Source organism: Parabacteroides sp. AF21-43 (assembly GCF_003635435.1).
Lineage (GTDB): Bacteria > Bacteroidota > Bacteroidia > Bacteroidales > Tannerellaceae > Parabacteroides > Parabacteroides distasonis.
The window spans coordinates 42,205-57,627 of record NZ_QTMG01000029.1 but is presented as its reverse complement, the minus strand read 5'-3'; the positions used below and the strand labels follow the sequence as shown (position 1 = coordinate 57,627).

11 protein-coding genes are annotated in these 15,423 nt (G+C 48.5%); 8 read left to right on the top strand and 3 right to left on the bottom strand.

Translation table 11 applies throughout. The features are described from left to right. The first annotated feature begins 21 nt into the window (after window positions 1-21). The 6 genes from DWX84_RS17380 (at window position 22) to DWX84_RS17355 (ending at window position 4,186) form a co-directional block, all read left to right on the top strand. Entirely contained in the window at window positions 22-315 is a 294-nt protein-coding gene (locus DWX84_RS17380) for a PG0541 family transporter-associated protein (protein WP_008774011.1), read from the top strand. Between the two features lie 36 nt (window positions 316-351). Beyond that, a complete protein-coding gene (locus DWX84_RS17375; RefSeq protein ID WP_005861966.1) occupies window positions 352-1,575 on the top strand; it encodes an NADH:flavin oxidoreductase in 1,224 nt (407 codons plus the stop codon). Further along, entirely contained in the window at window positions 1,575-2,366 is a 792-nt protein-coding gene (locus tag DWX84_RS17370; protein WP_048928071.1) for an SDR family oxidoreductase, read from the top strand. The genes DWX84_RS17375 and DWX84_RS17370 overlap by 1 nt, the downstream gene beginning before the upstream one ends. A 136-nt stretch (window positions 2,367-2,502) precedes the next feature. Further along, the gene (locus tag DWX84_RS17365) at window positions 2,503-3,087 is read left to right on the top strand and encodes a 50S ribosomal protein L25/general stress protein Ctc (protein ID WP_005861962.1); all 585 of its coding nucleotides are present in this window, start codon (window positions 2,503-2,505) and stop codon (window positions 3,085-3,087) included. A gap of 85 nt (window positions 3,088-3,172) precedes the next feature. Continuing rightward, window positions 3,173-3,736, top strand: a complete 564-nt coding sequence (gene pth, locus DWX84_RS17360; protein ID WP_005861960.1) for an aminoacyl-tRNA hydrolase — start codon at window positions 3,173-3,175, stop codon at window positions 3,734-3,736. Window positions 3,737-3,757: 21 nt separating this feature from the next. Beyond that, window positions 3,758-4,186 (top strand): RNA-binding S4 domain-containing protein, encoded by a 429-nt coding sequence (locus DWX84_RS17355; RefSeq protein WP_005866061.1) that lies wholly within the window; start codon window positions 3,758-3,760, stop codon window positions 4,184-4,186. A 178-nt stretch (window positions 4,187-4,364) separates the two neighbouring features. On the opposite strand, the gene DWX84_RS17350 is transcribed toward DWX84_RS17355, so the two are convergent. From DWX84_RS17350 to DWX84_RS17340, 3 genes are all read right to left on the bottom strand, one after another. Next, entirely contained in the window at window positions 4,365-4,835 is a 471-nt protein-coding gene (locus DWX84_RS17350; protein WP_005866059.1) for a toxin-antitoxin system YwqK family antitoxin, read from the bottom strand. A 102-nt stretch (window positions 4,836-4,937) separates the two neighbouring features. Then, on the bottom strand, window positions 4,938-6,299 hold the full coding sequence (locus tag DWX84_RS17345) for a hypothetical protein (protein ID WP_005866058.1): 1,362 nt from the start codon (window positions 6,297-6,299) through the stop codon (window positions 4,938-4,940). A 36-nt stretch (window positions 6,300-6,335) separates the two neighbouring features. Continuing rightward, the gene (locus DWX84_RS17340; RefSeq protein ID WP_048928070.1) at window positions 6,336-9,131 is read right to left on the bottom strand and encodes a TonB-dependent receptor; all 2,796 of its coding nucleotides are present in this window, start codon (window positions 9,129-9,131) and stop codon (window positions 6,336-6,338) included. A gap of 196 nt (window positions 9,132-9,327) precedes the next feature. Here DWX84_RS17340 and DWX84_RS17335 point away from each other — a divergent pair, with 196 nt between their 5' ends. Together DWX84_RS17335 and gltB are read left to right on the top strand one after the other, a co-directional pair. Next, window positions 9,328-10,599, top strand: coding sequence for a DUF3843 family protein (locus tag DWX84_RS17335; protein WP_005866054.1), 1,272 nt, complete (start codon window positions 9,328-9,330; stop codon window positions 10,597-10,599). Window positions 10,600-10,902: 303 nt separating this feature from the next. Further along, window positions 10,903-15,420, top strand: coding sequence for a glutamate synthase large subunit (gene gltB / locus DWX84_RS17330; protein ID WP_121960976.1), 4,518 nt, complete (start codon window positions 10,903-10,905; stop codon window positions 15,418-15,420). Window positions 15,421-15,423: the final 3 nt, after the last annotated feature.

Genomic DNA, 15,423 nt, shown 5'->3' with positions numbered 1-15,423 from the left:
GATCTCATAAAAAACAACTATATGAAAGCGATATTTATATCTTTCAATCAAGCGTATTACGAAGCTATCGTCAGTATCATGGACCGTAATAACCTTAAAGGTTTTACCTATTGGGATGTCGTGCAAGGACGGGGAAGTAAAACAGGCGAGCCACATTACGGCAATCACGCTTGGCCTACCTTGAATTCAGCTATCCTTACGATGGTAGAAGAAGAGAAGGTCGATCATTTTCTGGAAATCCTACACAACTTAGACAAGGAAACGGAAGCGCAAGGGCTTCGGGCCTTCGTCTGGAATATAGAGAAAACCATCTAACTTAATTTTTCGAAACAACTACATTAATCTATTGATATGGACAAATCAATCCTGTTTACACCCGGTAAGATCGGTCCGCTAACACTTAGGAACCGCACGATCCGGGCCGCCGCATTCGAGAGTATGTGCCCGGGAAACGCTCCCTCGGAGCAGTTATTCAACTATCACACATCCGTAGCCGCCGGAGGGATCGGCATGACGAACATAGCTTATGCCGCCGTAACGCAAAGCGGCTTGTCGTTCGAGCGTCAGCTGTGGATGCGTCCGGATATTATTCCCGGCCTCCGCAAGCTCACCGACGCTATCCATAAAGAGGGAGCCGCCGCTTCCATCCAGTTAGGCCATTGTGGTAATATGTCGCATAAGCGGATTTGCGGATGCACGCCTATTTCAGCGTCCAGCGGTTTCAACCTCTACTCTCCCACGATCGTACGAGGTATGAGACAATCCGAGATCGCTTCCATGGCTCGTGCCTACGGTGAGGCCGTACGATTGGCACGTGAGGCAGGTATGGACGCTGTCGAGATCCATGCCGGGCATGGTTATCTGATCAGCCAATTCCTTTCCCCGTATACCAACCACCGGAAAGACGAATATGGAGGAAGCCTTGAGAACCGTATGCGCTTCATGAGAATGTGTATGGAAGAGGTGATGAAAGCAGCAGGTTCCGACATGGCCGTAACCGTAAAGACCAATATGCGGGACGGGTTCAAGGGAGGACTTGAAATAGACGAATGCCTAGAAGTAGCCCGTACACTCCAAGACCAATGCGGAGCGCATGCCTTAGTACTAAGCGGCGGATTCGTGAGCCGTGCCCCCATGTATGTAATGCGGGGAGAAATGCCGATCCGTACGATGGCGTATTATATGCCTCGCGGCTATCTACCGATTGGAATCCGCATGGTAGGTAAATATATGATTCCCTCGGAACCGTTTAAGGAGGCTTACTTCCTTGAAGATGCGTTGAAATTCCGCAAAGCCTTACATTTACCTCTTATTTACGTAGGAGGATTGGTCTCCAGAGACAAGATCGAGGAGGTACTGAACGACGGGTTCGAGTTTGTGGCCATGGCACGTGCCTTGGTGAACGAGCCGGGCTTCGTCAACCGTATGAAAGAAGACGAGCACGCCCGTTGCGATTGTGGGCATAGCAACTATTGTATCGCCCGTATGTATAGTGAGGATATGGTCTGTCATAAGAACGTGAAAGGTCTTCCGGAATGTATCGTACGTGAAATCAAAAGGCTTGAATATAAATAATGGAAAAGAAATGGGCTTTAGTCACGGGGGCCAGCTCCGGAATAGGTCTCGCCTATGCCGAGGAACTAGCCTCACGAGGCTATCAGTTAGTGATCGTCAGCAATGAGAAGCAGGCGATCCGGGAGAAAGGTGAGTTTCTCTCCGAGAAATATGGTATAGAAGTTTTGCCGCTTTATCGTGATTTGGCGATCCCCGGGGCGGCCAAGGAGCTATATGATACTTGCCAAGAGAAAAACATCCCAATAGAGGTATTGGTCAATAACGCCGGTATGTTTTTTTTCTGCGAGACCTTACAAGCTAAGGCCAACATCGTCGAGAAAATGCTCTACCTCCACGTGACCACTCCTACCCAGCTTTGTTATTATTTCGGGCAAGAGATGAAGAAACGGCGTCATGGATATATCCTCAATATGTCATCCCTATCTTGTTGGCTACCTTATCCGGGAATTACGCTGTACGCTTCCACCAAGCGATACTTGAAAAGCTTCTCCCGAGGCTTGCGTTCAGAGTTACTGGATTATGGAGTAAGCGTAACCGTACTTTGTCCCGGCGCCGTCGCCACGAATTTATATAACCTAAGCGACAACTTAAAGACCTTAGCGATCCGCCTAGGTATCATGATGCGTCCGGAAAAACTGGCTAAAAAAGGGATTAATGCCTTGTTTCACCACCGGGCTTCCCTATTACCGGGTCTCTTCAACAAAATATGCACACCCCTCGTAATGCTCCTCCCCCACGGCCTTGTCCGTTGGATCATGCGAACCACGAAATTAGTGAAGCTAGATCGATAATCCGACAAATAACATGCGAAATATTTGTCACATCAAACAAAAATCGTATCTTTGCACCGCTTTTTAGCCCCGTACCGTGTGATGGGAAATTAGGAAGCAAAATAACTAATTTTGAGTAACACAAAAATTAAAGAAAATGAAGACATTTGAGTTAGAAGGAAAAGGAAGAGAGATCGTCGCTCGTTCCGCCGATCAGAAAAGAGCCTTGAAAGCAATGCGTAAGAACAATGAAATTCCCGCTGTATTATACGGTGGCGAAAAAGTAACTCACTTCACGGTTACAAAAGAAGCCGTTCGTAAGTTGGTTTACACTCCGGAGATTTTCGTTGTTGAGTTAAGCATTGACGGTAACAAGACGATGGCAATCGTTAAGGACATGCAGTTTCAACCTGTAACTGACGAAATCCTTCACATGGACTTCTTGGAAGTATCTAAGGACAAAGCCGTAGTAATGGAAGTTCCGGTTGTTTTGGAAGGTCACGCAGAAGGTGTTAAAGCCGGTGGTAAGTTGTCTCTTCAAATGAGAAAACTGAAAGTGAAAGCTATATACGATCAAATCCCTGAAAAGTTGACGATTAATGTGGATCACCTTGGATTAGGTAAGACTATGCAGGTAGGTGCTTTGCACTTCGAAGGTCTTGAATTGATGAACGCTAAAAACGCTGTTGTTTGCGCCGTTCAATTGACTCGTGCCGCTCGTGGTGCTCAGGCTAAAGGATAATCTGAGGTAAAAACATTATTACAATACATGAAGGGGAGGATATTCATAGAATGTTCTTCCCCTTTCTTTTATAGATTCGAGGATAATGAAATATTTGATAACAGGACTTGGTAATATCGGTTCCGAATATTGGGGAACCCGCCATAATATAGGTTTCCGGGTTGTCAACCATCTGGTAGAGAGCGTAGGAGGCAATTTCACTGAGGAGCGATACGGGGCAATCGCACGCATACGGGTGAAAAACTGTGACTTGATCGTGCTAAAGCCGAATACCTTTATGAACCTCAGCGGCAACGCCGTTCGGTACTGGTTGCAAAAAGAGAACATTCCCGTGGAAAATCTATTGATCGTCGTAGATGATCTGGCATTGCCATTCGGAACCTTACGTCTGAAACCAAAGGGTAGCGACGCCGGGCATAACGGGTTGAAGAATATCGCCCAGTTATTGAATACGCAGGAATATTCCCGCCTTCGTTTCGGCATAGGCAGCGATTTCCCACGGGGCGGACAGATCGATTACGTGCTAGGGAAATTTCCCCCGGAGGAATTGCAATTGATGCCAGAGATATTGGATCGTGCGACAGAGATCATCAAGAGCTTCTGCCTCGCCGGCATCCAGATTACGATGAATCAATTTAATAATAAATAAAAAGAGACTGAGAATACAGATATGAACGAGGTACGTATCGATAAATGGATGTGGGCGACCCGTATCTTTAAGACCCGCACGATAGCCGCGGAAGCTTGCAAGAAAGGGCGTATCATGATAGGTGGAGTAACGATCAAACCTTCCCGCATGATCAAGGTTGGCGATGTGATCCAAGTGCGTAAACCGCCGATCACCTTCTCTTTTAAGGTAATCGGATTGATCGAGAATCGTGTGGGCGCGAAGCTCGTCCCGAATTACTTGGAGAACGTGACAACCCCGGATCAGTATGAGATTCTGGAGATGAACCGTATCTCCGGTTTCGTGAACCGTGCGAAAGGTCTCGGACGTCCTACCAAGAAAGACCGTCGTGAACTGGAGCAATTCACTGAGCCGGAATTCATGGATGACGGATTCGATTTCGAGTTCGACTTTGGAGAAGAGGAAGAGTAGTAAGCATGCTGATTTCCATTTAATTACATTTACCAATATTTTCATCAAGAAGTAAAAGTATTTTCACCTAGAGGTAAAACTGTTTACATACTGATGTAACGACATTTACCTCTAGAGGAAAAAACATTTACCATTAGAGGTAAATGGCGTTACAACGGTATGTAAACGGCAATTATCCCTATTGATTCTCCTCGGAAAGCAGATTCCCCTCCTCATCCCAGCTACGCCAGACACCAGATTTCTTCCCTGCCGTATAGAACATCTCATACAACAAATTTCCCTTATCACTCCAGATACGCCAAGGGCCGTCCTTTTGCCCTTCCTTATAAGAAGCCAGGCCGATCAGCTGGCCGTTCTCATTATATGTACGCCATTCTCCGTGAAAGATCCCATGATAATAGGAACGCACCTCGGCGATCTTGCCACTCGGATAATAAATCACGTAAGTTCCCTCCGGACGGCCATCTTTCAAATATAACTCCATCTTAAGCATACCATCGTCATAAAATTCCGTATAACGACCCGTATATGGAGTGGTTTGCGTGGCATCGGTATAATACTGTCCTTCGCTTAAAACCAAGTCTTGCGCTTGTACGGTCCATGAGGCCCCCGCCATAAAAGCAGAAAATAACAATAGCTTTTTATTCATGATACATTCTTATCTAAATTATATGCGAAAAGACACCGAGGGATCTTTCCGGATACCTCAGTGCCCCAAACAAATTCACAGCCTATTCAAAGTCAAGCTAAATTAATATTCAGTGTTATTCGGATCGAAGTTGGTCCAGTTAGCGGCCCAGTCATTCTTGCCATCAAAAGCTCCCTTATAAGATACCTTCTCGAAGAAAGCGTCGTTCAAAGCCGTATCAGAGAAATCCGCTCCGTCAATCTTATCCGCTACGATCGATGTATAGTCACCATCTTTAGCGATGATATCATTGCTGGAAGCGTAAGTAAGGTTGCTCAAGTCTGCTGTCTGAAAGTAATTTTGGCTAGTTTCATCCTTGAAATTCTCCCACATACCGGCGAAGATCACATTCTTAACAACCGCACCCACATTTGCGTTTTGCAGATACAAACCGTATGGCCAACCCACGAAAATCGAGTTATACACATTCAAGGAAGAGTTACGGCGGATGTGCATAGCGGCTTGGAATGATCCACCCTTAGCGCCATTAGCCGCGTCTTCCGTAACATAAAAGATATCATTTTCCGTTTTACCAGCTGATTCACCATAGAACGGACCGATCAAGGTCACGTTAGAAAAGACCGGAGTGGTAAGTGGAGTATTATTGGAACCATCAGCGTCGTTATCAGACTCGAAGCCATTGGACTTGGACGTATCAGCGTGCTTCGGGTCGCGAACGCCTAACAAGAACTGCAATTTACCTTGGAATCCATAGTCCGTATCAAACTCATCATCCCAACCTTTGTAAGCAATCAGGTGTTTTGCGTTTACCGTACCGCCAAACCACTCGAATGAGTCGTCGCCACAGAAAGAGACCTGCACGTATTCGATCGTAGTGCCACGGCCAACACCACCGCAAGTCAAACCATTGATCTCCTTATTTGGCTCCAATGGATAACCGGCGAACTCGATACGGACATATTTCACGATACCGGAGTTATCTTCCGGATCCTTTCCACCGTAGTAAGAACGAGGACCGCCCTCTATCTGAGCCTCGCCAGCCGTATTATTCACGATAGACTTGCCACAAAGAATCAAGCCACCCCAATCACCATAGGTACGAGAAGCTTTCGGTTGGTCGGAAGTGAACACGATCGGTTTCTCCGCCGTACCCTCGGCGATGAGCTTTCCGCCACGCTCGACGATCAAGGAGCCTTTAGACGATTTCTCCCCCTTGATTACCGTTCCCGGCTCGATCGTCAAGGTCACGCCATCCGTCACATATACGAAACCTCTCAACAGGTTGTTATCAGCAGCCTTCAAGGTCATATCCGAGGTAATCTCACCTTCCAATATAACATCTTGAGTTTCCTCTACAGGCGGCTCTACATTTACGAGATCATCATCGTCGCCACAAGCGGTTGTTCCAAACATCGTGGCCATACAGAAAGCGGCGGCCACACCTTTTAATAATAACTTGTTCATAAGTAAACGAATTTAGTTTATATGAGTGAATTCAAATTAAAACTTCACGGCTACACCTAGATTCACGGTCACACCCGGACGATAGCTACGGATTAATTGCTCAACCTCCCGTTTCTCTCCGGAAGCCTCTGTTAACTCTAGGAATTGTTTATATTCTACTTTTGAGTTCAATAGATCTTTTACGCCTCCCTTGACCTCCACGTATTTACCGATCTTCTTCGAGAAACTCAAGTCCAAGGAGTTACGGGGTATCTCATAGATATCGGGAATATCATCGTTCGGGTTCTGCTTCGGTACGCCTACCGTCTCAATACGCTTGCCAATCCGGTTATACAAGGCGGAGGCTGAGATTCCTGCGTTGTCATTCTGATAGAATAAGCCCGTATTGATCAAGTAAGGGGATTGCCCCTGCATCGCACGATCCCGCTCGAAAGAGCCCTCGGCGAAATACACCCTACTATGGATATAAGCCCCGTTGAATACGAAGCTCAAGCCTTTCAGACCGATAAAGTCCAGATTCTTCTTGATATCCAGCTCCACGCCGAAAGCATTCGCATGATCGGCGTTGTGGTATGTGTACTGCAATCCGGAACCCGCTTCCATATAGGTTTGCTCGATCGGATTATCGAACCGTTTGTAGAAACCGCCGATCGTCACCGTCTCACCCGGAGCCGGGTAAAATTCATAACGCAGATCCATATTATTCGCATAAGCGTTCTTCAAGTTTACGTTACCCGTGATATTCGCATCTAAGGCGAAATCATAATATACGTAAGGTACGATCTCCCGGAACTCCGCCCTATTCACGGAACGTCCATAAGCCAAGCGTACTTGGTGCTTCTCATTCAAATTATAAGCGATGTTGACGGAAGGAAAGAAATCCGTAGCGTTCTGATCCAGATGCACCGGTTTTATACCGTCCGACTCATAACCATCTAATTTCAATTGATAGTACTCCATACGTACACCTACGTTCGCATTCAGCCTCTCCCCCCAGTTCAGTTTAGCGGCTACGTAAGCGGCACCCAGCAGATTATCGGAAGTATAAGAGTCGCTCTTGTTCGTACTCTCTTTCATATAGATACGATCGGTCGATATATTTGCGTCCGAGAAGACCGAGCTGTAGTCCCATTCGGCAAAACGGTCATAACCACTTCCCAACATATTATAGACAAAACGACGGGCATCAAAGTTACGTTTCTTAAACTCTCCATATACCCCCGTGTTCAAGACAGGGGTAAACATCTCCGAGACGGCGAACTTATGCTCGTAATTCAAGGCGGTGGAAGCGCTGTTATCTTTCAAGTCTTGATAATAACGAGTCGGGTCGGACACGTAATAACGAGAGTCACCATCCGTCGTACTCTCCAAAGATTTTACCACCTTGCGATCCGGTTCCTTGTAAGCGGCGAAAGCATAACCTAACGTCCAATCCAGTTTATTCATATCTTCTCTCAATTTATGCTCCCCGCTTAGCTGGCCGGAATAGGTAGTGCGTCCGGTATAAAGGGATTCCCATTTCCGGATATTTTGGTCGGAGTAAAAATCCGTTCCCTCTCGTTGCGATAAGGAAGAGGTTCCACGCTGGTTGAAGAAATTCCTGAACTCATATTTGCTCGTTCCCTTCATCAATGACCAGTTGAACAAGGCTCCTAGTTTTGTCGTATTCTTATATTGTACATCATTGTAGCGGTAACGGTATGAGGATTGATCCTTGGCCATGTCGTACGAGAGGTAGTTGTTGTTTTTCATCTCGTAATAATCATAGCCCGTGCTATAGTTCACACTGGTGATATTACCGATCTTCATGTCACCGATATCAAAGGTACGATTCATCGTGAACGTCAGTTTCTGTTCCGGCATCGCCGTGAAATGACACACGTTCCATCCCGTATTCGCCCGCTTCGTAAACGCCGCCGCATCCGCTGCCGATATGTCGTTCAAATGAGATGGGGCGTTCGAGGGTAACATTCGGGAGCCAGCGCCAAAGCCCAGATAATCCAAGGCGGAACCTTTCGTCAGTTGGAAATCTCGGAAAGCGGAGTTTGTATTAAACCCGACTTGATAGGAGACGTTGAGCGTATTACCCTCGGGAATATTCTTTGTCAGCACCCGCACGAAACCTCCGGAGAAATCCGCCGGCAATTCCGCCGAGGGGCTTTTATAGATCATCATATTATCGATCAAGGAAGAGGGCAGCACGTCGAATGAGAAAGCACGACTATCCGTCTCGCTGGAAGGAGTCGTGGCATTGTTCAGCCATACATTATTATAACGTTGCGCCAGACCCCGGACCACGATGAAACGGTCGTCCACGATGGTGATTCCCGGGATACGGCGTAGTACCTCGGCGGCATCGCTATCCTGTGTTTTACTGATTTGCTGGGCGGAGATACCATTCACGACCGGAAGGCTCTTGCGTACGGTATTTAATACGGCCATCTCGGTTCCCAATTTCCGTTGGGCCACTACGACCACATTCTGTAATTGGAGGTTAGCGTCGGAAAGCTCGATATTCAACACCGCCTCTTGGCGTGCGACTACCGGAACATCCTTTACCGTTTGCGTTTGGTACGACACGTAAGAGGCGGCTACCGTATAAGTACCCGGCTTCACGTTCTCGATACGAAAATTACCGTCTATATCCGTGATAGCGCCAACCGTAGTCCCCTCGATCACGACCGAGGCGCCGATCAACGGTTCTTTCATCTTAGCGTCCGTAACCGTCCCGCAGATAACCCCTGTTTGTGCCCATAGAGAGAATGACAGGAAAACTCCCATCCAGAAAAGCCCTAACCTTTTCAATCTTTTGCCCCTTAAACTCTTTCCCATTATCTTACTACTTATTATTTCATCTTTGATTTCGACGCGAAAGTACGGGGGCGATATTTCAAAGATGTTTAGATCCGATAACAATAAAGACTACAAATGTTACATTTTTAAGACCGCAACTTTTCCTTATCGTTTGACATAGCTAACGTATTTTTACTACATTTGCACTCCTGAATGCATAAAGACATTTAATAACATGAAGAACATTAAAATTTTCCCGAAAGACTGGTTGCAGTTGCATCCCTATAAACAAAGCACTCCCGTGGATTCCTATTATACCGGAATAGCGAACCGTATCTACGATATCATGGAGAAGACCGAGTTGGTAAACTCCTTCGAGGGCGAGGAAACAAAGCAGATCTGTATCCGCATGGCCGCCTACTTCGAGGATGTGATCTCCGGCATGGGGATTTGGCGTGCCTTCATCCTTACCCATAAGGAGCTATACGGCAAATACCTTCCCTTCTACACTCCGGACGATCATTATTACGACGATGAGGTGAACCTTGAGGACGTGCGCTTCCTCCTTTGGCATTATACCCAGCAGTATCACGGCTATCGTAAAGGCACTTTCGTCAGTCCGGACAACCCTGCCAACGAATCCACCGGCATGCTTATCTACGACCTGTTCTGCAAAGAGTGGACCACGGCGCCGGAGAATACCCGCATGGCCAAGCTTTTCGCCCTTGATACCCGCTACGAGCGGCAAGAGGATTACGACCGTCTATTGCAATGGTTCCATTACGAATCCTATATCCTGCCAGAGTCGGCCCGGGAACTGAGCGACTTCGCCCACGACCGCTGGAAGGAGCAGCCCGACCTCAACCAAGAGCAGCTTAACAACCTGCTCGTCAACAGCCACGGCATGATGGCCTACACCAGCAAGACCTCCTTGCTAGGTCTGACCTCCCCGCAATGGCTGGCAAAGATATTGCCCGCCGAGCATCCCGACCATGCGGTATTTCAGAACACCGCCGACGAGTCTGTTGCCACCCTGCCCGACGATATGCTGGAGGAAAACCGCCAACAATACGAGACTTTCCGCAAAGCCGCAGGTGACAAACTGCTTCTCTATTTCGACAAGACCGAAGACGCACAAACATTTATCACGGAGACTTCCGGCCTTATCCCCGCCGAGAACTTCCATCTTCCCGAGGACTGGCAAGGCAAGAAACTGGCGATCTACGCCACGCCCGAGGAAGGCGCCCAAGTCATCACCCGTGACGTGGAGCTGATCAAGGATGAGAACAATCCCTTCTACGACGCCAACCGTGCCGCCAAGCAAGCGCTCTCTTTCTTCATCGTGAAACATTGCAGCGTTTACTTCCTGAAAGAGCTGGTAGACCGAGGCATGTTGGCCGACGCACAAACGAAAAGCCTTACCAGCCCGGAACGTGGCAAGGCGATCATACAAGATAATTGGAAATTCCTATCCCGCTATTTCATCCGAGAATATCCCGATAGATAAAACAGATAGGAAGCGACATCACAATCCGTGACAGCGCTTCCGGAGAAAAAGAAGCACTGTCGCAAAACGTGACGGTGCTTCTTTTTTTAGTTCATCTTTCATTTAGCAAACTAACCAGCCAAATATCTTTCAAATAAAAAGAATAAACCCAATAAATACTTACAAATAGAAACATCAGATAAGATATTCTTATCTTTTCTCCGTTCTTTCGCTCCTACAAGCAATTACATTATGCCATTAATACCTATATTTGCGAAACAAATTGACGCAATAATCATTTATACGCAAACATAAGGTCAATAAATGAAAACAAACAGAAATCATTTTAATAGCAGACAAGGATTATACGACCCGTCTTATGAACATGACGCTTGTGGAGTAGGAATGTTAGTAAATATCCACGGCGAGAAATCGCACGACATCATCGAATCAGCCCTTAAGGTACTAGAGAACATGAGGCACCGAGGCGCCGAGGGAGCCGATAACAAAACGGGTGACGGAGCGGGAATCTTATTACAGATCCCGCATGAGTTCATCCTCCTGCAAGGAATTCCGGTTCCCGAAAAAGGCAAATATGGCACCGGACTAATCTTCCTCCCCAAAGACGAGGAACAGCAAGCAAGCATCCTCAGTATCCTCATCGAAGAGATCGAGAAAGAGGGATTAACCTTGATGCACTTACGCAAAGTTCCCGTTCATACGGAAATCTTGGGAAAGGACGCACAAGCGACCGAACCTGATATCAAGCAGATATTCATCATCGGCTGTAACGATCAGCAAGAGCTGGAACTAAAGCTATACCTCATACGTAAGCGGGTCGAGAAAAGGGTATCGGCCACCGACCTTCCGGCCAAGGATGATTTCTATATAGCGTCTCTTTCCACCAAAAACATCGTTTACAAAGGCATGCTGGAATCCATGCAGCTACGCCATTACTTTCCGGACCTGACGCAACCTTATTTCACTAGCGGACTGGCATTGGTACATTCACGCTTCAGTACCAACACCTTCCCCACTTGGAGTCTGGCGCAACCTTTCCGCCTACTGGCACATAACGGGGAAATAAACACGATACGGGGCAACCGGGGATGGATGGAGGCCCGGGAGAGCGTACTATCCTCCCCCAGAATCCCGGATATCAACGATATACGCCCGATCATCCAGCCGGGCATGAGTGACAGTGCCTCACTGGATAACGTATTGGAATTCTTCGTGGCCTCCGGGATGAGCCTGCCGCATGCCATGGCGATGCTGGTACCGGAGAGTTTCAACGAGAAGAACCCGATCTCCGAAGACCTAAAGGCTTTCTACGAATATCACTCCATCTTGATGGAACCGTGGGACGGGCCTGCCGCCCTGCTCTTTAGCGACGGACGCTACGCCGGAGGCATGCTAGACCGTAACGGTCTCCGCCCCGCCCGCTACCTGATCACGAAACATGACATGATGGTCGTGGCCTCCGAAGTCGGCGTCATGGATTTCGAGCCTAACGAGATCAAGGAAAAAGGCCGTCTGCAACCCGGAAAGATCTTACTCATCGATACCGAGAAAGGCGAGATTTATTACGATAGCGAGCTGAAGGAACAACTGGCGAACGCCCAGCCCTACCGTACTTGGCTGGAGAAAAACCGGGTGGAATTGGACGAGTTGAAATCCGGCCGTAAGATTCCTCATAAGGTAGAGAAATACGACAAGCTACTGCGTACGTTCGGATACAGCCGTGAGGATATCGAACGTATCATCGTACCGATGTGCACGGGAGGGGCGGAACCGGTCGGCTCCATGGGCAACGATACGCCACTGGCCATATTATCCGCCCGTCCGCAAATCCTCTATAATTATTTCCGCCAACAATTCGCCCAAGTAACCAACCCGCCGATCGACCCGATCCGCGAGGAACTCGTCATGAGCCTGACCGAGTATATCGGGGCCGTGGGAAGCAATATCTTAGTTCCAACCGAGAGCCACTGTAAAATGGTTCGGCTGAACCATCCGATCTTGACCAATACACAACTGGATCTCCTGTGTAACATCCGGTATAAGGGCTTTAAAAGTGTTAAGCTCCCCACTTTGTTTGACGCAGAGAAAGGATGCGCAGGACTGAAAGCTGCCTTGGACGAATTATGTAAGCAAGCGGAGCAATCCGTCACCGATGGCGTTAACTACATCATTTTAAGCGATAGAAACGTAGATGAGAAAAAAGCGGTGATCCCCTCCCTGTTAGCGGTAAGCGCCGTGCATCACCATCTGATCTCCGTGCAGAAAAGGGTGCAAACAGCGCTGGTAGTGGAAACCGGCGAGATGCGTGAGGTAATGCACGCCGCCCTCTTACTAGGCTACGGAGCCAGTGCCATCAACCCTTATATGGCTTTCGCTATCTTGGATGATCTAGTAGACAGGCAAGAGATACAATTGAATTACGAGACTGCCGAGAAGAATTACGTAAAAGCCATTTGCAAGGGTTTATTCAAGGTTATGAGCAAGATGGGGATCAGCACGATCCGCAGTTACCGGGGAGCAAAGCTTTTCGAGGCGATCGGCCTAAGCCGGGATCTGGCAGATACTTACTTCGGGGGAACCACCAGCAACATCGGTGGTATCCGCTTGGAAGAGATAGCGGCAGATGCGATCGCCATGCACAATGACGCATTCTCCCACCCCACGGATTCTTTATTGGAACATAAAGGCATTTATTCCTTCCGCAAGGATGGCGAGAAACACGCTTGGAACCCGGATACCATTTCCATGCTTCAACTAGCTACCCGCTTGGGGAGCTACAAGAAATTCAAGGAATATTCCCATGTGGTTGATGAGAAGGAAAGCCCCATATTCTTGCGTGATTTCCTGACCTTCAAACAACGCACCCCGATCCCCTTGGAGCAGGTAGAGCCGGAAGAAGCGATCATGCGCCGCTTTGTCACGGGAGCGATGAGCTTCGGCTCTATCAGCCGGGAAGCGCACGAGACGATAGCTATAGCCATGAACAAGATACACGGACGCAGTAACACGGGCGAGGGTGGTGAGGACTCGGCTCGTTTCATCCCCCGTGAGGACGGGTTATCGCTCCGCTCCGCCATCAAGCAAGTAGCCTCCGGACGCTTCGGCGTGACCACGGAATATCTGGTAAACGCCGACGAGATCCAGATCAAGGTCGCCCAAGGAGCGAAACCGGGCGAAGGAGGACAGCTTCCCGGCTATAAGGTGAACGATATCATAGCGAGAACCCGTCACTCGATTCCGGGAATCTCTCTGATCTCTCCTCCACCTCACCACGACATTTATTCGATCGAGGACTTGGCACAACTGATCTTCGATCTGAAGAACGTGAACCCTCAAGCCGAGATCAGTGTGAAACTCGTATCCGAGAGTGGCGTGGGAACTATCGCCGCCGGTGTAGCCAAAGCTAAAGCGGACCGGATCGTGATCTCCGGGGCGGAAGGAGGAACGGGGGCTTCCCCGATAAGCTCTATCCGTTACGCCGGAATCCCACCCGAGCTAGGACTATCCGAGACTCAACAGACGCTCGTGATGAACGGCCTCCGGGGACAAGTCCGCTTGCAAACAGACGGACAGTTGAAAACCGGACGGGATATCGTATTGATGGCGATGCTGGGTGCCGAGGAGTTTGGATTCGCCACCTCCGCCTTGATTGTCTTAGGCTGTGTGATGATGCGTAAATGCCATATGAACACGTGTCCGGTAGGTGTCGCTACCCAAGATGAGGAATTACGTAAACGCTTTCATGGCCGACACGAATATTTGGTGAATTTCTTCACCTTCCTCGCCCGTGAAGTTCGAGAATATCTGGCAGAGCTAGGCTATACGAAACTAGACGATATCATTGGCCGTACGGACTTACTCATGCGTAAACCTTCCGATCATATCGAGAAACATGATCTATTGGATCTCAGCCGCTTGATCCATCTACCGAAACAAGCCGCCACGCAGGCCATCCATCATGTCACCCGTCAACTCCATGCGATCGACAACGTGAAAGATGTGGATATAATCCGTCACGCAAAGGCCGCCATCGAATCCGGACAGGAAGTATCGTTGGATTACGCGATAGCCAACACCGATCGTTCCGTAGGAGCCATGCTTTCCGGCGAGATCGCCAAGCGGTACGGGAACATCGGGTTACCGGAGAACACCCTGCATATCAAGTTCAAGGGGGCGGCAGGCCAGAGCTTCGGAGCCTTTCTGGCTCACGGCGTACATTTCCGGTTGAAAGGCGAGGCGAACGACTATCTCGGAAAAGGATTGAGTGGCGGACACATCAGTTTAATGCCTCCGGTACGCTCCACCTTTATAGCGGAAGACAATACGATAGCCGGTAATACCTTATTATATGGAGCTACCAGTGGTGAGGTTTATATCAACGGCCGGGTCGGAGAGCGTTTCTGCGTGCGAAACTCCGGGGCGATCGCTGTCGTGGAAGGTGTAGGCGACCACTGTTGCGAGTACATGACCGGAGGCCGGGTTGTCGTCTTAGGCAATACAGGCCGGAACTTCGCCGCCGGAATGAGTGGCGGTGTCGCTTACGTATGGAACAAGAATGGTGATTTCGATTATTATTGCAACATGGAAATGGTAGAGCTTTCCTTGATCGAGGATAGCACCTCACGGAAGGAACTTCATGAATTGATCCGCAAGCATTATCATCATACCGGCAGCCATCTGGCCGGATTAATGCTCGATAACTGGAACAAGTACGTGGATGAGTTCATCCAGATCGTCCCGATCGAATACAAGAAAGTACTCCAAGAGGAACAGATGCGCAAACTCCAACGCAAGATCGCGGAGATGCAGAAAGACTACTAAATA

Excerpts from the sequence above, each read along its gene's own strand:
- gltB (WP_121960976.1), top strand. The coding sequence starts at position 10,903 with ATGAAAACAAACAGAAATCATTTTAATAGCAGACAAGGATTATACGAC.
- DWX84_RS17365 (WP_005861962.1), top strand. The coding sequence starts at position 2,503 with ATGAAGACATTTGAGTTAGAAGGAAAAGGAAGAGAGATCGTCGCTCGT.
- DWX84_RS17370 (WP_048928071.1), top strand. The coding sequence starts at position 1,575 with ATGGAAAAGAAATGGGCTTTAGTCACGGGGGCCAGCTCCGGAATAGGT.
- DWX84_RS17380 (WP_008774011.1), top strand. The coding sequence starts at position 22 with ATGAAAGCGATATTTATATCTTTCAATCAAGCGTATTACGAAGCTATC.
- DWX84_RS17340 (WP_048928070.1), bottom strand. The coding sequence starts at position 9,131 with ATGGGAAAGAGTTTAAGGGGCAAAAGATTGAAAAGGTTAGGGCTTTTC.
- pth (WP_005861960.1), top strand. The coding sequence starts at position 3,173 with ATGAAATATTTGATAACAGGACTTGGTAATATCGGTTCCGAATATTGG.
- DWX84_RS17375 (WP_005861966.1), top strand. The coding sequence starts at position 352 with ATGGACAAATCAATCCTGTTTACACCCGGTAAGATCGGTCCGCTAACA.
- DWX84_RS17350 (WP_005866059.1), bottom strand. The coding sequence starts at position 4,835 with ATGAATAAAAAGCTATTGTTATTTTCTGCTTTTATGGCGGGGGCCTCA.
- DWX84_RS17335 (WP_005866054.1), top strand. The coding sequence starts at position 9,328 with ATGAAGAACATTAAAATTTTCCCGAAAGACTGGTTGCAGTTGCATCCC.
- DWX84_RS17345 (WP_005866058.1), bottom strand. The coding sequence starts at position 6,299 with ATGAACAAGTTATTATTAAAAGGTGTGGCCGCCGCTTTCTGTATGGCC.
- DWX84_RS17355 (WP_005866061.1), top strand. The coding sequence starts at position 3,758 with ATGAACGAGGTACGTATCGATAAATGGATGTGGGCGACCCGTATCTTT.